Source organism: Bacillus sp. LJBS06 (assembly GCF_016924995.1).
Classification (GTDB): domain Bacteria; phylum Bacillota; class Bacilli; order Bacillales; family Bacillaceae; genus Bacillus; species Bacillus stercoris.
Map to the genome: position 1 here is coordinate 1,686,302 of NZ_CP070483.1, position 21,286 is coordinate 1,707,587.

Here is a 21,286-nt window from a genome sequence, read left to right on the forward strand (position 1 = left end):
TTGGAAGGGTTATGAAGAGAAGGAAGCTTCAATGCTGCCCTCTATTTAACCATACCCCGAGTCTATCTTAGACCCGGGGTTTTTTTCAGCCTTAAGTTGAAATGAGAGGGGAAAGAACATGAAGCATTTAACGACGATGAGTGAACTCAGCACTGAGGAAATCAAAGATTTTCTTCACACAGCACAAGACCTCAAAAAAGGAAAAACAGACAATCAGCTTACAGGAAAGTTTGCAGCAAACCTGTTTTTCGAACCGAGCACGAGAACGCGGTTCAGCTTCGAGGTCGCAGAAAAAAAGCTGGGCATGAATGTGCTGAACCTTGATGGAACAAGCACAAGCGTACAAAAAGGCGAAACCTTATATGATACGATTCGGACGCTCGAATCAATCGGTGTGGACGTGTGCGTCATCAGGCACAGTGAAGATGAGTATTATCAAGAGCTTGTCAGCCAGGTGAGCATTCCGATTCTGAATGCGGGAGACGGATGCGGCCAGCATCCGACACAATCACTGCTTGATTTAATGACGATTTATGAAGAGTTCAGTACGTTCAAAGGGCTTACCGTCTCCATTCACGGTGACATCAAGCATAGCAGAGTGGCAAGGTCAAATGCGGAAGTGTTGACAAGATTGGGTGCCCGGGTCCTGTTTTCCGGTCCTGCGGAATGGCAGGATGAAGAAAATACATTCGGCACGTATGTCTCAATGGATGAAGCAGTTGAGTCTTCCGATGTCGTCATGCTGCTGCGCATTCAAAATGAACGGCATCAGTCCGCTGTCAGCCAGGAAGGCTATTTAAACAAATACGGCTTGACCGTAGAACGGGCTGAGCGTATGAAACAGCATGCGATCATCATGCATCCTGCTCCGGTAAACAGAGGAGTGGAGATTGATGACAGCTTAGTAGAAAGCGAAAAATCAAGAATCTTCAAGCAAATGCAAAATGGCGTATTTATCAGAATGGCAGTGATACAGCGTGCCTTACAAACCAATGTGAAAAGAGGAGAAGCAGCGTATGTCATATCTCATTAAAAACGGCTGGATACTTAACGAAAATGGTGAAAAAACAGAAGCGGATATCCGAGTGACAGGAGAAACCATTACTGCAATCGGCAAGCTTGATGCAACGGATAATGAAACTGTAATTGATGCAAAAGGTTTGCTTGTTTCACCTGGGTTTGTTGATCTCCACGTTCATTTCAGAGAGCCGGGCGGAGAGAAAAAAGAAACAATTGAAACCGGGGCGAAAGCAGCGGCACGCGGCGGCTATACAACAGTAGCAGCAATGCCGAATACGCGGCCGGTTCCCGATACAAAGGAGCAGATGGAATGGGTGCAAAACAGAATTAAAGAAACATCATGTGTCAGAGTTCTTCCATATGCATCCATTACGATCAGGCAAATCGGCGATGAAATGACAAACTTTGAAGCGTTAAAAGAAGCCGGGGCATTTGCCTTTACAGATGACGGCGTTGGGATACAGACAGCAGGCATGATGTATGAAGCGATGAAACGGGCAGCCGCAATTGACAAAGCGATTGTTGCACATTGCGAGGACAACTCCTTAATTTACGGAGGAAGCGTACATGAGGGGACATTCTCCAAAGCGAACGGGCTAAACGGCATTCCTTCTGTGTGTGAATCGGTTCATATTGCCCGCGATGTGCTGCTGGCTGAGGCGGCAAACTGCCATTATCATGTATGCCATATCAGCACGAAAGAATCTGTCAGAGTTGTACGCGATGCGAAAAAAGCGGGAATCAGAGTGACAGCAGAAGTGTCGCCGCATCATTTGCTGCTTTGTGATGAGGACATCCCGGGGCTGGACACAAACTTTAAAATGAATCCTCCGCTCCGCAGCGCAGAAGACAGGGCTGCTTTAATTGAAGGTCTTTTAGACGGAACGATTGATTTTATCGCAACAGACCATGCACCGCATACGGAAGAAGAGAAAAACACGGAAATGAAGCTGGCGCCATTCGGAATTGTCGGCTTAGAAACAGCATTCCCGCTTCTTTACACACACTTTGTCAAAAATGGCAGCTGGTCATTGAAGCAGCTCATTGACTACATGACAATCAAGCCATGCGAAGCGTTCGGTCTCCCATATGGAACATTACAAACGGGGCAAGTTGCTGACATGACATTAATTGATTTAGAAAAAGAAGCAGTTATAGACAAAGAGACATTTTTATCAAAAGGAAAAAATACACCATTCAATGGCATCAGCTGCACCGGCTGGCCGGTCGCTACAATTGCGGCAGGAAAGCTTGCTTATGAAGAAGGGAGACTTGTCAAATGAAGAGACGATTAGTACTGGAAAACGGAGCGGTATTCGAAGGAGAAGCCTTCGGGAGCTTAGAACACAACATGGGAGAAGTCGTTTTTAATACTGGGATGACAGGCTATCAGGAAATTTTATCTGACCCTTCTTACTGCGGGCAGATCGTAACATTGACATACCCGCTTATCGGAAATTATGGCATTAACCGTGATGATTTTGAATCCATTACCCCTTTTGTCAAAGGGCTGATCATCAAGGAATTATGTGAACTGCCTTCCAACTGGCGTTCAGCATACACATTAGACGAGTATTTAAAAATGAAAAACATTCCCGGACTCCAGGGGATTGATACAAGGAAGCTGACAAGAATGATCCGCACGGCAGGCGCGCTAAAAGGAACATTCGCTTCATCTGATGAAGACATCGAAGCTGTGCTGAAAAGACTGAACGAAACGGAATTGCCAAGAAATCAAGTATCACAAGTATCAGCAAAAACAGCATATCCGAGCCCGGGAAGAGGCAAACGCATCGTCTTGGTTGACTTCGGCATGAAACACGGGATTCTAAGAGAGCTGAACAAACGGAAATGTGACGTCATCGTTGTGCCTTACAACATTACAGCAGAAGAAGTGCTTCAGCTGAAACCGGACGGCATCATGCTTTCTAACGGACCTGGAGACCCGAAGGATGTGCCTGAAGCGATTGAAATGATTAAAGGTGTTCTCGGAAAAGTGCCTTTATTCGGAATATGTCTCGGCCACCAATTATTCGCGCTGGCGTGCGGGGCGAATACTGAAAAAATGAAATTCGGCCACAGAGGTTCAAACCACCCGGTAAAAGAGCTGGCTACAGGGAAAGTTGCCTTAACATCTCAAAACCATGGTTATACAGTTTCATCTATCAGTGAAACAGAACTTGAAGTGACGCATATCGCAATCAACGACGATACGATTGAAGGGCTGAAGCATAAAACATTGCCGGCATTTACGGTTCAATATCATCCCGAAGCCTCACCTGGTCCTGAGGATGCTAACCATCTATTTGACAGATTCATCGAAATGATCGAAACAACAGAGAAAGAAGGGGAAGCGGTATGCCAAAACGCGTAGACATTAACAAAATTTTAGTAATCGGATCTGGGCCGATCATCATCGGCCAAGCAGCAGAATTTGACTATGCGGGAACGCAAGCCTGTCTTGCTTTGAAAGAAGAAGGCTATGAAGTCATCCTTGTCAACTCAAACCCTGCCACGATCATGACAGATACAGAAATGGCTGATCGGGTTTACATCGAACCGCTCACACCTGAATTCCTGACACGAATCATCAGAAAAGAGCGCCCAGATGCCATTCTTCCTACGCTCGGAGGCCAAACCGGTTTGAATCTTGCGGTTGAGCTTTCTGAAAGAGGCGTTTTGGCAGAATGCGGCGTCGAAGTGCTTGGCACGAAACTGTCTGCGATTCAGCAAGCTGAAGACCGTGACTTGTTCAGAACATTAATGAATGAACTGAATGAACCGGTGCCTGAAAGTGAGATTATCCATTCCCTCGAAGAAGCGGAAAAATTCGTCAGTCACATTGGATTCCCTGTCATTGTCCGCCCGGCATATACATTAGGCGGAACAGGCGGAGGCATCTGCTCGAATGAGACAGAGTTAAAAGAAATCGTTGAGAACGGCTTGAAATTAAGCCCGGTACACCAATGTCTGCTTGAAAAAAGCATCGCCGGCTATAAAGAAATCGAGTATGAAGTCATGAGAGACAGCCAGGATCACGCCATTGTCGTTTGTAACATGGAAAACATTGATCCAGTTGGAATCCATACTGGAGACAGTATTGTTGTCGCGCCGAGCCAAACGCTCAGCGATCGCGAATATCAGCTCTTGCGGAATGTATCGTTAAAACTGATTCGCGCGCTTGGAATCGAAGGCGGATGTAACGTACAGCTCGCTTTAGATCCAGACAGCTTCCAATATTACATTATTGAAGTAAATCCGCGTGTCAGCCGTTCATCTGCCCTTGCATCAAAAGCAACGGGGTACCCGATTGCAAAGCTCGCTGCTAAAATTGCAGTCGGCCTTTCATTAGATGAAATGATGAACCCGGTAACAGGAAAAACATATGCAGCATTTGAACCTGCTCTTGACTATGTCGTATCCAAAATTCCGCGCTGGCCGTTTGATAAATTTGAATCAGCAAACAGAAAGCTCGGCACGCAAATGAAAGCGACTGGTGAGGTCATGGCGATCGGCCGCACGCTTGAAGAGTCATTGCTGAAGGCGGTGCGTTCATTGGAAGCTGATGTGTATCATCTTGAATTGAAGGACGCCGCTGACATTTCAGATGAACTTCTTGAAAAGCGAATTAAAAAGGCCGGTGATGAACGCTTATTCTACTTAGCTGAAGCGTACAGAAGAGGTTACACGGTAGAAGACCTTCATGAATTTTCCGCTATCGATGTCTTCTTCCTGCATAAGCTGTTCGGAATCGTACAGTTTGAAAAAGAATTGAAGGCGAATGTGGGCGATACAGATGTGCTGAGACGGGCAAAAGAACTCGGCTTCTCTGATCAGTACATCAGCCGCGAGTGGAAAATGAAAGAATCCGAGCTATACAGCTTGAGAAAACAAGCGGGGATTGCGCCGGTATTCAAGATGGTAGATACGTGCGCGGCGGAATTTGAGTCGGAAACACCTTACTTCTATAGCACATATGAAGAAGAAAATGAATCTGTCGTTACAGATAAGAAAAGTGTGATGGTGCTTGGTTCGGGTCCGATTCGAATCGGCCAGGGTGTCGAGTTCGACTATGCGACTGTTCACTCTGTATGGGCAATTAAACAAGCAGGCTATGAAGCCATTATTGTCAATAACAACCCGGAAACTGTTTCAACAGACTTCAGCATCTCAGACAAGCTGTATTTTGAACCGCTTACGATTGAAGATGTTATGCACATCATTGACCTCGAACAGCCAATAGGCGTTGTCGTACAATTTGGCGGACAAACTGCGATTAACCTTGCTGACGAGCTTTCTGCACGCGGAGTGAAAATCCTTGGAACTTCATTAGAAGATTTAGACCGTGCGGAAGACCGGGATAAATTTGAACAAGCGCTTGGAGAACTTGGTGTTCCGCAGCCGCTTGGCAAAACAGCGACATCAGTTGATCAGGCAGTAAGCATCGCGAGCGATATCGGTTACCCGGTATTGGTGCGCCCTTCCTATGTACTTGGCGGCCGGGCGATGGAGATTGTGTATCATGAAGAAGAGCTGCTTCATTACATGAAAAACGCAGTCAAAATCAATCCGCAGCACCCTGTATTAATTGACAGATATTTGACTGGGAAAGAAATTGAAGTTGATGCAGTATCTGACGGTGAAACAGTCGTCATTCCGGGAATTATGGAGCACATTGAACGTGCGGGCGTTCACTCCGGAGACTCGATCGCTGTTTATCCGCCTCAATCGCTCACTGAGGACATTAAGAAAAAAATTGAACAATACACGATCGCACTTGCTAAAGGGCTGAACATTGTCGGTTTGCTCAATATTCAATTCGTCTTATCACAAGGCGAGGTGTACGTGCTCGAAGTGAACCCGAGATCAAGCAGAACCGTACCGTTCTTAAGCAAAATTACGGGTATCCCAATGGCGAATCTCGCAACAAAAATCATTCTCGGTCAAAAGCTGGCTGCGTTTGGCTATACAGAGGGCCTTCAGCCTGAGCAGCAAGGTGTATTTGTAAAAGCGCCGGTCTTCTCCTTCGCCAAGCTGAGAAGAGTTGACATTACGTTAGGGCCTGAAATGAAATCAACAGGTGAAGTCATGGGGAAAGATTCGACCCTTGAAAAGGCGCTCTATAAAGCCTTGATTGCTTCAGGTATTCAAATCCCGAACTACGGTTCCGTGCTTTTAACAGTAGCTGATAAGGACAAAGAAGAAGGGCTTGCCATTGCTAAGCGGTTCCACGCGATTGGCTACAACATTTTAGCGACGGAAGGAACGGCAGGCTACCTGAAAGAAGCTTCTATTCCAGCGAAGGTTGTCGGAAAAATCGGCCAGGATGGTCCGAACCTGCTTGATGTCATCAGAAACGGTGAAGCACAGTTTGTCATCAATACGCTGACAAAAGGAAAGCAGCCGGCAAGAGACGGATTTAGAATCAGACGTGAATCAGTAGAAAATGGTGTTGCCTGCTTAACATCATTAGATACGGCAGAGGCGATATTGCGAGTGCTGGAAAGCATGACATTCCGCGCTGATCAAATGCCGGCAGTCAATACAAATCAGGAGGCGGCAGTCACTATATGAAAAAAGCGTATTTGACAGTATGTTCTAACCAGCAAATTGCAGACCGGGTGTATCAAATGGTTCTGAAAGGGGAGCTTGTCCAAGGGTTTACAACCCCGGGGCAGTTCCTTCATCTTAAAGTGAGCGAAGCGGTTACGCCTCTTTTGAGGAGGCCAATCAGCATCGCCGACGTCAATTTTGAAAAAAGTGAAGTCACCATCATTTATCGAGTAGATGGGGAAGGTACAAGGCTATTGTCTCTGAAACAGCAGGGAGAGCTTGTGGATGTCCTCGGGCCTTTGGGAAATGGCTTTCCTGTCAATGAAGTCCAACCCGGAAAGACGGCTTTGCTGGTAGGAGGCGGTGTAGGTGTGCCGCCTCTCCAAGAGCTGTCGAAACGCTTGATTGAAAAAGGGGTAAATGTCATCCACGTTTTAGGATTCCAATCGGCAAAGGATGTTTTTTACGAGAAAGAATGCCGGCAGTATGGAGACACGTTTGTGGCAACAGCTGACGGAAGCTACGGGGAAACCGGATTTGTCACAGATGTGATTAAACGGAAACATCTAGAGTTTGATATCCTTCTCAGCTGCGGGCCGACACCGATGCTCAAGGCGCTAAAACAGGAATATGCCCATAAAGAAGTATATCTGTCCATGGAGGAACGAATGGGCTGCGGAATCGGCGCATGCTTCGCGTGTGTGTGCCATACAAACGAAAGTGAGACATCCTATGTAAAAGTATGTCTCGACGGGCCTGTATTTAAAGCTCAGGAGGTGGCGCTGTAATGCTCAAGGTGAAATTGCCGGGACTTGATTTGAAAAATCCAATCATTCCTGCATCAGGCTGCTTCGGTTTTGGAAAAGAATTTTCACGTTTTTATGATTTGTCTTGTCTTGGAGCCATCATGATTAAGGCTACGACAAAGGAGCCTCGCTTCGGGAATCCGACGCCGCGGGTAGCTGAGACAGGTGCTGGAATGCTTAATGCGATCGGTCTCCAAAATCCGGGGCTGGATAGCGTTTTGCATCATGAACTACCGTGGCTTGAGCAGTTTGATACGCCGATCATTGCCAATGTCGCAGGTTCTCAAGTCGAGGATTATGTTGAAGTCGCAGAGTGTATCAGCAAAGCGCCTAATGTTCATGCACTTGAATTGAATATTTCCTGCCCGAATGTGAAAACAGGCGGAATCGCTTTTGGCACGAACCCTGAAATGGCTGCCGATTTGACAAAAGCGGTGAAAGAGGTTTCAAATGTACCCGTTTATGTGAAGCTTTCCCCGAACGTGGCTAATATCACAGAGATTGCATTAGCGATCGAGGAAGCGGGAGCGGACGGCCTTACGATGATCAACACACTAATCGGCATGAGACTCGATTTAAAAACCGGCAAACCGATATTAGCGAATAAAACAGGAGGACTTTCCGGCCCTGCTGTGAAGCCGGTTGCCATTCGCATGGTGTATGAAGTCAGCCAGGCGGTCAACATCCCGATTATCGGAATGGGAGGCGTGCAGTCGGCCGAAGATGCCCTGGAATTTCTTCTCGCTGGAGCAAGCGCGGTCGCTGTCGGAACAGCAAACTTTGTGAATCCTTTTGCGTGTCCAGAGATTATTGAACAGCTTCCATCTGTTTTGCGCCAATACGGCTATCAATCAATTGAAGAATGCATCGGAAGGAGCTGGAATCATGAAAAACAACCTGCCCATCATCGCGCTTGATTTTGCATCAGCTGAAGAAACACTTGCGTTCTTAACGCCTTTTCAGCAAGAACCGTTATTTGTAAAGGTTGGAATGGAGCTTTTTTACCAAGAAGGGCCATCTATCGTGAAACAGCTAAAAGAAAGAAACTGCGAGCTGTTTTTGGATCTAAAGCTTCATGACATTCCCACCACTGTAAACAAGGCGATGAAGCGTCTTGCCAGTCTCGGCGTAGACCTCGTCAATGTTCATGCGGCCGGGGGCAAAAAAATGATGCAAGCAGCTCTTGAAGGCTTAGAAGAAGGTACGCCGGCGGGGAAAAAACGCCCGTCACTTATTGCGGTAACCCAGCTGACAAGCACATCTGAACAAATCATGAAGGATGAACTGCTGATCGAAAAGCCTCTGATCGATACGGTTGTGCACTACAGCAAACAGGCGGAAGAAAGCGGACTGGATGGAGTGGTCTGCTCTGTTCATGAAGCAAAAGCCATTTACCAAGCAGTGTCGCCTTCATTTCTGACTGTCACTCCAGGGATCAGAATGTCAGATGACGCTGCGAATGACCAAGTCCGCGTGGCGACACCTGCAATTGCAAGAGAAAAAGGTTCATCAGCGATTGTAGTAGGACGCTCGATTACAAAAGCGGAAGATCCGGTAAAAGCCTATAAGGCTGTCAGACTTGAATGGGAGGGAATCAAATCTTGAAACAAATCATCGCAAAACATCTATTAGACATCCAAGCAGTATTTTTACGTCCGAACGAGCCGTTCACATGGGCAAGCGGCATTTTATCACCAATCTACTGTGACAACCGCCTTACGCTATCTTTCCCAGAGGTCAGAAATGATGTCGCCTCAGGCATCAGCAAGCTTGTCAAAGAGCATTTTCCCGAAGCTGAAATGATAGCAGGAACAGCAACTGCGGGTATTCCTCATGCTGCTCTGGCGGCTGACCGTTTGAATCTTCCGATGTGTTATGTGAGGAGCAAGCCGAAAGCGCACGGAAAAGGCAATCAGATTGAGGGAGCTGTGCAGAAAGGGCAAAAAACGGTCGTTATTGAAGACTTAATCTCCACAGGAGGCAGCGTGCTTGAAGCTTGTGCAGCCTTACAAGCGGCCGGCTGTGAGGTGCTTGGTGTCGTCTCAATCTTTACGTACGGACTTCCCAAAGCAGAAGAAGCCTTCGCAAAGGCAGAACTGCCATACTACTCATTAACTGATTACGATACGCTCACAGAGGTCGCACTTGAGAACGGAAATATTCATTCAGATGATCTAAAAAAGCTGAAAACATGGAAACGAAATCCCGAGTCAAAAGATTGGTTTAAAAAATAAAAAATAAATTCCAACAATGTAAAGAGGCTTCAAAGCCTTGCTGTACTTAAAAACAGGCCATGAGGCCTGTTTTTTTATTAATCCTATAAAAAAAGTCGGGTTGACTTATGTTAGAATTGTGCTAAAATTTACTACAAATCTGAAAAACTTATCAAGAGCGGCTGAGGGACTGGACCTATGAAGCCCGGCAACCTGCATAGTTTGTAAGGTGCTACTTCCAGCAAAATGAATTCCATTTTGAAAGATAAGGGCTACATGCTGTTCCTGTCTTTCTTTCCGCCGGATTGAAAGTTTTTTATTTTAAGAGGCAAAAAGGCTGTTTGAAATCACCAGCCAAGAATCACATTACAATTGGGAAAAGACAACCGGCAGGAAGCTACTGTTTGTTTGTCTCCGAAAGGAGGAAAGAAGAAATGTTAACGTATGATAATTGGGAAGAACCAACGATTACATTTCCGGAAGACGATCCTTATAAAGGAGCGCTGTCAGTTTTAAAGTGGGCATACGGCCATTACGGCAACCAGCTTGTTTATGCCTGCAGTTTCGGAATTGAGGGAATCGTTTTGATTGACTTAATTTATAAAGTGAAAAAAGACGCAGAGATTGTGTTTCTTGATACAGGACTTCATTTTAAAGAGACCTATGAAACAATTGAACGAGTGAAAGAGCGTTATCCAGGTCTTAATATCATCCTGAAAAAACCAGACCTCACCCTTGAGGAACAAGCCGAGGAATATGGTGACAAGCTGTGGGAAAGAGAGCCGAATCAGTGCTGCTACCTTAGAAAGGTCGTTCCTTTAAGAGAGGCGCTTTCAGGACATCCAGCCTGGCTTTCCGGTCTGCGCCGTGATCAAGGGCCAAGCCGTGCCAATACGAATTTCTTAAACAAAGATGAAAAATTCAAGTCAGTAAAAGTTTGCCCGCTTATCCATTGGACTTGGAAAGACATTTGGAGATACACATCACGGAATGAACTGGACTACAATCCGCTTCATGACCAAGGATACCCAAGTATTGGCTGTGCGCCTTGCACTGCTCCCGCTTTTACCGCAGAGGATCTGCGTTCAGGCAGATGGAATGGTATGGCGAAAACAGAATGCGGACTGCATGAATAAGGAGCTGCAAAATGGAACTAGCCGCTATTTTATTTAGCTTGTTTTTCGCGATGAATATTGGTGCAAGCGGCGCTGCAGCTTCGATGGGAGTTGCTTACGGCTCTGGAGCCATCAAAAAGAAAACCTACGCTTTGATCCTATGCGCAGTCGGTGTCTTGGCCGGGGCGGTCATTGGCGGAGGCGAGGTCGTAAAAACAATCAGCTCTGGCATTATCCCAGAACAGACGATTACACTGACGATTGTTTGCATCATTATTGGAGCTGCTGCGCTGTCGCTCTTTACGGCTAATCTGCTCGGCATTCCTTTATCGACAAGTGAAGTGACGGTCGGCGCGGTTGTCGGCGTGGGAGTGGCTTATAAAGTATTGTTTGTGAATAATCTTCTGATCATTGTGACATTTTGGGTTTTTGTCCCGCTGTTCGCTTTTGGCTTCACCTATTTCGTATCTAAGCTTTTTCGTTATTTTAAGATTGAAGTGAAATCTTCTAAACAGCAAAAAATCCTCGGCATTGTTTTGTTAGTTGCCGGATTTTTCGAAGCATTCTCTGCCGGCATGAATAATGTGGCGAATGCCGTTGGCCCGTTAGTGGCTGCCGGTGTGCTTGATGTCGTAAAAGGGACCTTGTACGGAGGAGCTTTTGTTGCGCTCGGCGCACTGTTATTAGGCCGGCGTGTATTAGAAACAAACGGGAAGAAAATTACGAGATTTTCAAAAGGAGAAGGCATTCTCTTATCTGGCACAGGAGCGGGACTGGTAATAATCAGTTCTGTATTTGGGATGCCGGTGCCCTTGGCGCAAGTCACGTCATCGTCTATTATCGGCATAGGCATGGCAAAAAACGGTCCGAACGTGTTCCATAAACAAGTTGTTCAAACGATGCTGAAGGTATGGATCGTATCGCCGTTTTTATCTTTATCGATTTCTTATCTGCTTGTATCCTTGTTTTTAAAAGCGGATTATTATTCGATCTTTATCATGGTAAGTGTGCTTTTAGCGGCGGGCGGTGCCGTCAGCCTGACAAAGGCCATTCGTAAAGAGAGACGCTCAGTCCACGAACAAGGCGGGGGAATCTGAACATTAATCTGAGTAATTTTATAAGTTAACTAGGAGGAGATGGATGTTATGAGCTTAGCACCACATGGAGGAACATTAGTAAATAGAGTAGATGAATCATATGATGTGAGCAGCATTCAAAAAGAAATTGAACTTGATTTAATTTCTTTCGCGGATTTGGAATTGATCGGTATCGGTGCATACAGCCCGATTGAAGGTTTCTTTAATGAAAAAGATTACGAATCTGTTGTCGAAAACATGCGTCTTTCTTCCGGCGTTGTCTGGTCTCTTCCAATCACACTTCCGGTCGATGCGCAAAAAGCAGCGGAACTGTCAGTTGGCGAAACGGTAAAGTTAACGTATGAAGGAGACACATACGGCGTTATCCAAATCGAAGACCTGTATGTGCCTGACAAACAAAAAGAAGCTATCAATGTGTACAAAACGGATGAGCAGGAGCATCCGGGTGTTAAAAAACTGTTCAGCCGCGGCAATACATATGTCGGCGGACCGATCACGTTGATTAAAAAAGCTTCAAAACAGTTCCCTGAGTTTACTTTTGAACCGGCAGAAACAAGACGCCAGTTTGCTGAAAAAGGCTGGGAAACGATTGTCGGCTTCCAAACAAGAAACCCTGTTCACAGAGCGCATGAATACATTCAAAAAACGGCTCTTGAAACAGTAGACGGCTTGTTCTTGAATCCGTTAGTAGGTGAAACAAAATCCGATGACATCCCAGCTGATGTACGGATGGAAAGCTACCAAGTTCTTCTTGATCATTATTACCCGAAAGATCGCGTGTTCCTTGGTGTCTTTTTGGCGGCGATGCGTTATGCAGGCCCGAGAGAAGCCATTTTCCACGCGCTTGTCAGAAAGAACTACGGATGCACACATTTCATCGTTGGCCGTGATCATGCAGGTGTAGGTGACTATTACGGAACATACGAAGCACAGGAGCTGTTTGACACATTCAAACCTGAAGAACTCGGGATTACACCGCTGAAATTCGAGCACAGCTTCTTCTGTAAAAAATGCGGAAATATGGGGACAGCGAAAACATGCCCTCATGGCAGAGAGCATCACGTCATTTTATCAGGCACTAAGGTAAGAGGTATGCTGAGAGACGGTGTGCTGCCTCCTGCCGAATTCAGCCGAAAAGAAGTCGTAGAAGTGTTAATCAAAGGGATGAAGAAAAAAGAAGAAGTAGGCGTATCTTAAGGAGGACTGGCAGTGACAAATCGCGATATTGTATGGCATGAAGCCTCTATCACAAAAGAAGAGTACCAACAAAAAAACAAGCATAAAAGCTCCATTCTCTGGCTGACAGGGTTAAGCGGCTCAGGCAAATCAACCATTGCCAACGCCGCTGCGAGAGAATTATTTGAGCAAGGCTACCAAGTCATTGTGCTGGACGGGGATAATATCCGTCACGGCTTAAATAAGGATCTCGGTTTTTCTGATGAAGACCGGAAAGAAAACATCCGCCGAATTGGAGAGGTGGCAAAACTTTTTGTTCAGCAGGGAACCATTGTCATTACTGCTTTTATCTCTCCTTTCCGCGAGGACAGACAGCAGGTTCGCGAGCTTGTGGAAACTGGCGAATTCAATGAAGTATACATTAAATGTGACCTTGATATTTGTGAACAAAGAGATCCGAAAGGGCTCTACAAAAAAGCAAGAAACGGAGAGATTCCGTTTTTTACAGGAATTGATTCTCCTTATGAGGAACCGGAAGCGCCAGAGCTCGTTCTTGATTCAGGACAGCATGACCGTGAAGCGTGTAAAAATCAGCTGATCGAGTTTGTCAAACAAAAATTGAGCTGAATATGATCTGCTGCGTTCTTCTCAGATGCCGGAATGCAAGCGAGAACAACATCACAAGTGAATGTTCTGGAAGAACTCGAATAGATCGGGGGAAATACGATGGGAAAAGTATATATTGTAGGAGCGGGTCCCGGTGATCCTGATCTGCTGACGATTAAAGCGCTGAAAGCCATTGAAAAAGCTGATGTTATCTTATATGACAGATTAGTAAATAAAGAGATTTTACAATATGCCAAAGAGCAAGCAGACCTGATCTACTGCGGGAAGCTTCCAGATTTTCATACGATGAAGCAGGAAACCATCAATCGATTTCTTGTGAAGTATGCGCAAAAAGGGAAAATAGTTGTCAGACTGAAAGGCGGGGACCCTTTTGTGTTCGGCAGGGGAGGGGAAGAAGCGGAATGCCTCTCTGAAAATGGCATACCGTTTGAAATCATCCCCGGCATTACGTCAGGAATCGCGGCAGCTGCTTATGCCGGGATTCCTGTTACTCATCGGGATGCGGGCTCTAATGTCGCATTTGTAACGGGTCATTATAAAAGCGATGAAGATTTTGAGGAAAAGTGGAAAGCACTGGCTACAGGAATTGATACACTTGTCATCTATATGGGTATCAAAAACGTGCAGCAGATTGAAAGAAAACTCCTTGAAAACGGCCGGGACGGTTCTACGCCGGCAGCCTTTATTCATTGGGGAACAACGGACAAGCAAAAATCTGTTTTTTGTACAGTTGACACCCTTTCAGAAACGGTGATAAAAGAAAACATTACAAATCCGAGTTTAATTGTCATTGGAAATGTTGTAAATTATCACTATAAGCTGGAATGGTTTGAATCTGAACTGAAAAAACAAGATTTAAGCGAGGCGTTGTAAAATGAAACAAGCGATTTTATATGTCGGCCACGGCAGCCGGGTCAAAAAAGCTCAGCAAGAAGCCGCAGCCTTTTTGGAAGGGTGTAAGGCACACATCTCTGTGCCAGTACAAGAAATCAGCTTTTTAGAGCTTCAGGAGCCGACAATTGAGACAGGATTTGAAGCATGTGTGAAGCAAGGCGCCACTCATATCGCAGTGGTGCCTCTGCTTCTTTTAACAGCTGCGCATGCAAAACATGATATTCCGGAAGAAATTGCGCGTGCTGCATCCCGATTTCCGTCAGTCCATATTTCATACGGAAAGCCGATCGGGATTGACGAAGAAGTAGTAAAGGCTGTATATCATCGAATGAAAGACATTGGTGTTCCGTATGAAAATGCCAGAGTGGTGCTCATCGGAAGGGGAAGTTCAGATCCAGATGTCAAAAGAGACGTGACTGGTATTGCTCATCTTCTTCAGGAAATGGTTCCAGTCAAGGAAGTCATTCCGTGCTTTTTGACAGCATGCGGCCCGGATTACAAAGAGGTTTTTTCAGAACTTGAAAAAGATGACGGCACAACAACCTTTATCGTTCCGTATTTGCTCTTTACGGGTATGCTGATGAATGAAATCGAACGAGAGGTTCAGACATTAAAAGCTCATAATCCGAATGTCTATCTTTCTTCTTATATCGGTTTCCACCCTCATGTGAAGAACGCATTTTTAAACCGTGTGAGAGAAGCTGCGGCAAATCCTGAGGGACAATTTGATTTTGACGGAGGTTCATATGCTTCCGCTGCACATTAGCCTGGAAAAGAAGAAGGTTGTCATTGCGGGGGGCGGCAGCATCGCTCTCAGAAGACTGAAAACGGTGATTTCTGAAGGAGCAGATATAACGCTTGTCAGTCCGGATGTTGAACCGGAAATCAAGCAAATGGCAGAAGATCAACGCATCAAATGGAAAAAACGGACGATCGAAAAAGAAGATTATCTCAATGCTTTTTTCATTATTGCCGCGACGGATGATGCAGCAGTGAACAAAGAAATTGCCCAATCCGCTTCGCCTTTTCAGCTTGTCAATTGTGTCAGTGACGCTGAGCTTGGCAATGTATATATGCCGAAAATCGTAAAAAGAGGGTATGTCACGGTGTCCGTTTCTACAAGCGGAGCCAGTCCAAAGCACACAAAAGAGCTTGCTGAAAACATGGATAAGCTGATTGACGGCGAATTTGTTGCTGAAGTGGATAGGCTTTATCAATTGAGAAGAAAGAAATAAGCCAGAGCATAATAATGCTCTGGCTTTTCTTTATGCGGCTCAGCTTTTTTTCAGCTTGATGACAGTATCAGCATCTGGCGTGACAAAGACGGTATGCTGGCTGTCATAGGTGACGAAACCGGGTTTCGCGCCGTTCGGTTTTTTGACATGCCTGATTTTTGTATAATCTACAGGCACGGAGCTTGAATCTTTAGCTTTTGAAAAATAAGCTGCAATTGTCGCGGCTTCAATGATTGTTTGCTCATCCGGTTCGCTGCTTCTGATCACAACGTGGGAGCCAGGAATGTCCTTCGTGTGAAGCCAAATATCATCTCTGGCAGCCGCTCTTGTCGTTAAATATTCATTTTGGCGATTGTTCTTCCCCACTAAAATCATCAGTCCAGAGGAGGATTCGTATGTTTCTAACACCGGGGTGTGCGTTTTTTGCTTTTTCTGGCCTTTTTGCTGCTTAGGGCGTAAATATTTGCCCTCTACAAGCTCTTCCCTGATTTCGCTGATATCCCGGGGAGAAGCGGAGGAAAGCTGCTGAATCAGCTGATCGAAGTATTCGATCTCTTCCTGTGCCAGCCTGATTTGCTCCTCTACAACCGCGACCGAATTTTTCGCTTTCTGATACTTCGTGAAGTAGGCCTGGGCGTTTTCGGAAGGTGTTTTGTTCGGGTTTAAAGGAATTGTGATGGTCGGACTTTCTTCATCATAATAGTTGATGACCTCAGCCTGTTTATCACCTTTTTTCAGCATATATAAATTAGCGGTTAAAAGCTCCCCGTAAAGCTGGAATTCCTTCGCATTTTCCGAATACTCCAGTGTTTTCTCTAATTTTTTGATTTTGTTGGCATTTTTCTTCCGTTCGTTGACAACAAACCGCTCAAGATCTTGAGCCTGCTGTTTGACCCGGTCTCGTTCAGCTTTTCCGAAATAAAAACGGTCGAGCAGGTCGCTTAATGAATCAAAACGGCGCGCTTCGCCTTTTAGATGAGTCAGCTCCAGCAGATAAAAATATTCCTTTCCGTTAACAGTCGTAATGTTGGGAATGAAACGGTGCTCTTTTACTTCGGCAAACAGTGCCAGCAATGCTTTTGGCAGTGTGATTTTGTTGGCGAGGCCAGCTCTGTGAACCGCTTCTTTGGCGAAAAGCGGAGACACCCCTGAAAAGTGGTCGACAATTTGTTTATCAAGCCGTCCTTCTTGAAAACTGAGGTGACGCAAAATATCATCTTCTGACGCCTCAAGCGGTGATATTTTGTCCTGGGCAGGCGGAAGCTTATAATCTTGGCCGGGCAGTACTGTACGGTAGCTGTTCATTGACGGCGATAAATGCTTAAGTCCGTCGATGATCACATTTTCTGGAGCATCGGTCAAAATAATATTGCTGTGGCGGCCCATAATTTCTACATAAAGCTTTCGCACGGTTTCATCACCAATTTCGTTTCGGCTTTTGATATGAAAAATCATAATGCGGTCTAAGCCCGCTTGTTCGATTTTCTCAATAAATCCGCCTTCGATATGCTTTCTCAGCAACATGCAAAACATTGGCGGTTCACTTGGATTTTCATAGGCTTGTGTCGTGATATGCACCCGTGAATAGCTCGGATGTGCCGATAATAATAGTTTTTGGTTTTTTCCCTTGGCACGGATGTGGAAAATCACATCGTGCTTATATGGCTGATGGACTTTTGTAATTCGTCCGCCCATTATTTTCTCGTTAAGTTCGTGTGTCATTCCGTATGTAAACATGCCATCAAACGACATATGCAATACACCCTCTCATTCTTCCTGCATTCGATAATTATAGCATGAAATGGGACGAGTCAGAATAAGCATGCTTATAGAGTGATATCTCTATAAGAGAGCAGGGGAGTGGACGAGCGGAATGAAGTTTCATGAAATGGGACAAACAGATTTACTAGAGGCAACCAATACGTCCATGAAACAAGGATTAACAGAAAAAGAAGTGAAAAAACGCCTTGACAAGCATGGGCCAAACGAGCTGCAAGAAGGGAAAAAAACGTCAGCGCTTCTCTTGTTTTTCGCGCAGTTCAAAGATTTTATGGTGCTTGTGCTTCTGGCGGCAACGTTAATCTCAGGATTTCTTGGTGAATATGTAGATGCGGTTGCGATTATTGCGATTGTGTTTGTGAATGGCATACTCGGTTTCTTTCAAGAAAGGCGAGCTGAGCAATCTCTTCAAGCTTTAAAAGAGCTTTCAACACCGCATGTCATGGCACTCAGGGAAGGAAGCTGGACAAAGATTCCTTCTAAGGAACTTGTGCCGGGGGATATTGTGAAATTTACAAGCGGGGACAGGATTGGCGCGGACGTTCGAATTGTTGAAGCGAGAAGCCTTGAAATAGAAGAATCAGCGCTCACCGGGGAATCAATCCCGGTTGTGAAGCAGGCTGATAAACTGAAAAAACCGGATGTTTCACTTGGCGATATTACCAATATGGCATTTATGGGAACGATTGTGACCCGCGGCAGCGGTGTCGGGGTTGTCGTCGGGACAGGGATGAATACAGCAATGGGGAAAATTGCCGACATGCTTGAATCGGCAGGGACGCTGTCAACCCCGCTGCAAAGAAGATTGGAGCAGCTCGGGAAGATTTTGATTGTTGTTGCATTGCTTCTGACCGTTCTTGTTGTTGCTGTCGGTGTTATTCAGGGTCATGATCTGTACAGCATGTTTTTAGCGGGTGTCTCATTAGCGGTAGCCGCCATTCCAGAGGGGCTGCCGGCGATTGTCACCGTGGCGCTCTCGCTTGGTGTACAGCGGATGATTAAACAAAAATCCATTGTTAGAAAGCTTCCTGCTGTTGAAACGCTTGGGTGTGCGTCTATCATTTGTTCAGATAAAACAGGGACAATGACCCAAAACAAAATGACGGTGACACATGTGTGGTCCGGAGGGAAAACATGGAGAGTGACAGGGGCCGGGTATGAACCGAAAGGAAGCTTCACACTGAACGAAAAAGAGGTCAGTATCAATGAACATAAGCCGCTTCAGCAGATGCTTCTGTTCGGGGCGCTCTGTAACAACTCCAATATTGAGAAAAGAGACGGAGAATATGTGCTTGACGGAGATCCGACAGAGGGGGCGCTGCTCACCGCGGCAAGAAAAGGCGGTTTTTCAAAGGAGTTTGTTGAAGCAAACTACAGGGTGATTGAAGAATTTCCTTTTGATTCTGCACGGAAAATGATGACTGTCATCGTAGAGGATCAGGACAGAAAGCGCTATATCGTTACAAAAGGTGCACCGGATGTACTGATGCAGCGATCTTCCCGTATTTATTATGACGGCTCAGCCGCTCTTTTTTCAAATGAAAGAAGAGCAGAAACAGAGGCGGTATTAAGACATTTGGCATCTCAGGCGCTCAGAACGATAGCGGTCGCCTACAGGCCGATAAGAGCAGGCGAAACACCGTCAATGGAGCAGGCGGAAAAAGATCTGACGATGCTCGGCCTTTCAGGTATCATTGACCCGCCGCGGCCGGAAGTCAGACAGGCGATTAAAGAATGCCGTGAAGCGGGAATTAAGACCGTCATGATTACAGGTGATCATGTGGAGACCGCTAAAGCGATTGCGAAAGATCTGCGCCTCCTTCCGAAAAGCGGAAAAATTATGGATGGGAAAATGCTGAATGAACTTTCTCAAGAAGAGCTTTCTAATGTAGTGGAGGATGTGTATGTATTTGCCCGCGTTTCTCCTGAGCATAAGCTGAAAATCGTAAAAGCCTATCAGGAGAACGGGCATATCGTGGCGATGACGGGAGACGGCGTCAATGATGCCCCTGCCATTAAACAAGCTGATATCGGCGTCTCTATGGGCATTACCGGGACAGACGTGGCTAAAGAAGCGTCATCTCTTGTGCTCGTGGATGATAATTTTGCGACGATTAAATCAGCGATAAAAGAAGGCAGGAACATCTACGAAAATATCAGAAAGTTTATTAGATACCTGTTAGCTTCTAATGTCGGGGAAATCCTTGTCATGCTGTTTGCGATGCTGCTCGCTCTTCCTTTGCCGCTCGTTCCGATTCAGATTTTGTGGGTCAACTTGGTGACGGACGGATTGCCGGCAATGGCGCTCGGCATGGATCAGCCGGAAGGAGACGTAATGAAGCGCAAGCCCCGTCATCCGAAAGAAGGGGTATTTGCCCGCAAGCTAGGGTGGAAGGTCGTCTCCAGAGGATTTTTAATCGGAGCTGCCACTATTTTAGCGTTTATCATTGTGTACCACCGCAATCCAGAAAATTTGGCTTATGCCCAGACGATCGCATTTGCAACATTGGTGCTGGCTCAGCTTATTCACGTTTTTGACTGCCGAAGCGAGACTTCTGTTTTCTCCAGAAATCCGTTTCAAAACCTGTATTTAATCGGTGCGGTATTGTCATCCATTTTGCTGATGCTTGTCGTGATCTACTATCCGCCGCTTCAGCCGATTTTCCATACCGTAGCCATCACCCCGGGAGACTGGATGCTCGTCATCGGTATGTCCGCCATCCCTACTTTTTTGCTGGCGGGGTCACTTTTAACAAGAAAAAAATAAATCCATATGATATAATCTTAGGGGTAATAGCATGTCTATTGCCCTTTTATTATGAGAACAGGGAAGAATTGGGTGTTTTAAAATGATACGAAGTATGACAGGCTTCGGCAGTGCAAGCAAAACACAAGATGATCTCTCTGTAAGCGTAGAACTTAAATCCGTGAACTACAGATTTAAGGAAGTGAACGCTCGTTTGCCAAGGCCTTTGCTATATTTTGAAGATAAGCTGAAACAGACCATTCTGCAGCATATCCAGCGTGGAAGAATTGAGCTTTTCGTATCTGTTGACAGTGATATGCTTGTTGAGAAAAAGCTTGAGATTGATTGGCCGCTGCTCGATGAGTTTGTCGCAGCTGCGAGAGATATGAAGAAGCGGTATCAATTGTCTGCTGAGCCCGATGTGATGGATTTCTTTAAGCTTGATCACGTCGTCCAGGTTCATGAAGAACAGACGCAAAATGACAAGCTGGAGGCATTGATCACCGATGCTGCAGAGGAAGCGGTAAAAGGCCTCTGTGAAATGCGTGAAAAAGAGGGGCTGCTCTTAGCGAAAGACTGCCTGATGCATATTGATCAGCTTGAAGAGCTGGTGAGAGAAACTGAATTGCTTGCTGCAGATGTCGTATCTCGTTACCGGGAACGGCTGTACGCCAGAATCAAAGAATGGACTGAAGATGTATTAGACGAGAGCCGGCTTGTAACAGAATGCGCTATTTTTGCAGACCGCTCTGATATTACTGAAGAGATTACCAGGCTGAAGAGCCACTTCACCCAGTTTCGTGATATATTAGCTAGTGGCGGAGCTGTCGGGCGCAAACTCGACTTTCTCGTTCAGGAGCTCAATCGGGAAGCAAATACGATCGGCTCAAAAGCAAATGATCATCAGATCACAAAGCTTGTCGTTGAAATGAAAAGTTCTATTGAAAAAATAAAAGAACAAGTGCAAAATATAGAATAGTGACTGTGCGTATTGTTTACAGACGGTCTTACTAGGCTAAACTAGA

At 45.7% G+C, this 21,286-nt stretch carries 18 protein-coding genes and 1 riboswitch; of the genes, 17 read left to right on the forward strand and 1 reads right to left on the reverse strand.

Features of this window, described 5'->3' with window-relative positions; translation table 11 throughout:
* Nucleotides 1-118: 118 nt before the first annotated feature.
* From JQX68_RS08725 to sirC, 15 genes are all read left to right on the forward strand, one after another.
* Nucleotides 119-1,033 carry an aspartate carbamoyltransferase catalytic subunit gene (locus tag JQX68_RS08725; RefSeq protein WP_147771875.1) on the forward strand — a complete coding sequence of 305 codons (915 nt, stop codon included), beginning with the start codon at nucleotides 119-121 and terminating at the stop codon, nucleotides 1,031-1,033.
* Nucleotides 1,017-2,303, forward strand: coding sequence for a dihydroorotase (locus tag JQX68_RS08730; protein WP_103032036.1), 1,287 nt, complete (start codon nucleotides 1,017-1,019; stop codon nucleotides 2,301-2,303). The genes JQX68_RS08725 and JQX68_RS08730 overlap by 17 nt, the downstream gene beginning before the upstream one ends.
* Nucleotides 2,300-3,394: a carbamoyl phosphate synthase small subunit gene (locus JQX68_RS08735; protein WP_014663911.1), complete on the forward strand. Its 1,095-nt coding sequence runs from the start codon at nucleotides 2,300-2,302 to the stop codon at nucleotides 3,392-3,394. Before JQX68_RS08730 ends, JQX68_RS08735 begins: the two co-directional genes overlap by 4 nt.
* Nucleotides 3,379-6,594: a carbamoyl-phosphate synthase (glutamine-hydrolyzing) large subunit gene (carB, locus tag JQX68_RS08740; RefSeq protein ID WP_147771876.1), complete on the forward strand. Its 3,216-nt coding sequence runs from the start codon at nucleotides 3,379-3,381 to the stop codon at nucleotides 6,592-6,594. Before JQX68_RS08735 ends, carB begins: the two co-directional genes overlap by 16 nt.
* The gene (gene pyrK, locus JQX68_RS08745; RefSeq protein ID WP_095431274.1) at nucleotides 6,591-7,361 is read left to right on the forward strand and encodes a dihydroorotate oxidase B electron transfer subunit; all 771 of its coding nucleotides are present in this window, start codon (nucleotides 6,591-6,593) and stop codon (nucleotides 7,359-7,361) included. The genes carB and pyrK overlap by 4 nt, the downstream gene beginning before the upstream one ends.
* Complete coding sequence (locus JQX68_RS08750; RefSeq protein WP_148343040.1) at nucleotides 7,361-8,296, forward strand: dihydroorotate dehydrogenase; 936 nt, start codon at nucleotides 7,361-7,363, stop codon at nucleotides 8,294-8,296. The genes pyrK and JQX68_RS08750 overlap by 1 nt, the downstream gene beginning before the upstream one ends.
* Nucleotides 8,265-8,984: an orotidine-5'-phosphate decarboxylase gene (gene pyrF, locus JQX68_RS08755; RefSeq protein WP_071580686.1), complete on the forward strand. Its 720-nt coding sequence runs from the start codon at nucleotides 8,265-8,267 to the stop codon at nucleotides 8,982-8,984. Before JQX68_RS08750 ends, pyrF begins: the two co-directional genes overlap by 32 nt.
* Entirely contained in the window at nucleotides 8,981-9,613 is a 633-nt protein-coding gene (pyrE, locus tag JQX68_RS08760; RefSeq protein WP_040083202.1) for an orotate phosphoribosyltransferase, read from the forward strand. Before pyrF ends, pyrE begins: the two co-directional genes overlap by 4 nt.
* A gap of 145 nt (nucleotides 9,614-9,758) precedes the next feature.
* Nucleotides 9,759-9,864, forward strand: a riboswitch (SAM riboswitch).
* 162 nt (nucleotides 9,865-10,026) lie between these two features.
* Complete coding sequence (locus tag JQX68_RS08765; protein ID WP_003238646.1) at nucleotides 10,027-10,728, forward strand: phosphoadenylyl-sulfate reductase; 702 nt, start codon at nucleotides 10,027-10,029, stop codon at nucleotides 10,726-10,728.
* 11 nt (nucleotides 10,729-10,739) lie between these two features.
* A complete protein-coding gene (cysP, locus tag JQX68_RS08770; protein ID WP_040083201.1) occupies nucleotides 10,740-11,804 on the forward strand; it encodes a sulfate permease in 1,065 nt (354 codons plus the stop codon).
* Nucleotides 11,805-11,852: 48 nt separating this feature from the next.
* Nucleotides 11,853-13,001: a sulfate adenylyltransferase gene (sat, locus tag JQX68_RS08775; RefSeq protein ID WP_103032040.1), complete on the forward strand. Its 1,149-nt coding sequence runs from the start codon at nucleotides 11,853-11,855 to the stop codon at nucleotides 12,999-13,001.
* 12 nt (nucleotides 13,002-13,013) lie between these two features.
* Nucleotides 13,014-13,607: an adenylyl-sulfate kinase gene (gene cysC / locus JQX68_RS08780; protein ID WP_071580688.1), complete on the forward strand. Its 594-nt coding sequence runs from the start codon at nucleotides 13,014-13,016 to the stop codon at nucleotides 13,605-13,607.
* Nucleotides 13,608-13,706: 99 nt separating this feature from the next.
* Nucleotides 13,707-14,480 carry a uroporphyrinogen-III C-methyltransferase gene (gene cobA, locus JQX68_RS08785; RefSeq protein WP_014663921.1) on the forward strand — a complete coding sequence of 258 codons (774 nt, stop codon included), beginning with the start codon at nucleotides 13,707-13,709 and terminating at the stop codon, nucleotides 14,478-14,480.
* A 1-nt stretch (nucleotide 14,481) separates the two neighbouring features.
* Nucleotides 14,482-15,267, forward strand: coding sequence for a sirohydrochlorin chelatase (gene sirB / locus JQX68_RS08790; protein ID WP_205440619.1), 786 nt, complete (start codon nucleotides 14,482-14,484; stop codon nucleotides 15,265-15,267).
* Nucleotides 15,248-15,736, forward strand: a complete 489-nt coding sequence (sirC, locus tag JQX68_RS08795) for a precorrin-2 dehydrogenase (RefSeq protein WP_205440620.1) — start codon at nucleotides 15,248-15,250, stop codon at nucleotides 15,734-15,736. The genes sirB and sirC overlap by 20 nt, the downstream gene beginning before the upstream one ends.
* 39 nt (nucleotides 15,737-15,775) lie before the next feature.
* Here sirC and rqcH read toward each other — a convergent pair whose 3' ends face one another.
* Nucleotides 15,776-17,488 (reverse strand): tRNA modification protein RqcH, encoded by a 1,713-nt coding sequence (rqcH, locus tag JQX68_RS08800; RefSeq protein ID WP_205440621.1) that lies wholly within the window; start codon nucleotides 17,486-17,488, stop codon nucleotides 15,776-15,778.
* Between the two features lie 121 nt (nucleotides 17,489-17,609).
* Here rqcH and JQX68_RS08805 point away from each other — a divergent pair, with 121 nt between their 5' ends.
* Both JQX68_RS08805 and JQX68_RS08810 read left to right on the forward strand, forming a co-directional pair.
* Nucleotides 17,610-20,282 (forward strand): calcium-translocating P-type ATPase, SERCA-type, encoded by a 2,673-nt coding sequence (locus JQX68_RS08805; RefSeq protein WP_147771881.1) that lies wholly within the window; start codon nucleotides 17,610-17,612, stop codon nucleotides 20,280-20,282.
* A gap of 82 nt (nucleotides 20,283-20,364) precedes the next feature.
* The gene (locus JQX68_RS08810) at nucleotides 20,365-21,240 is read left to right on the forward strand and encodes a YicC/YloC family endoribonuclease (protein WP_147771882.1); all 876 of its coding nucleotides are present in this window, start codon (nucleotides 20,365-20,367) and stop codon (nucleotides 21,238-21,240) included.
* The last annotated feature ends 46 nt before the right edge of the window (nucleotides 21,241-21,286 follow it).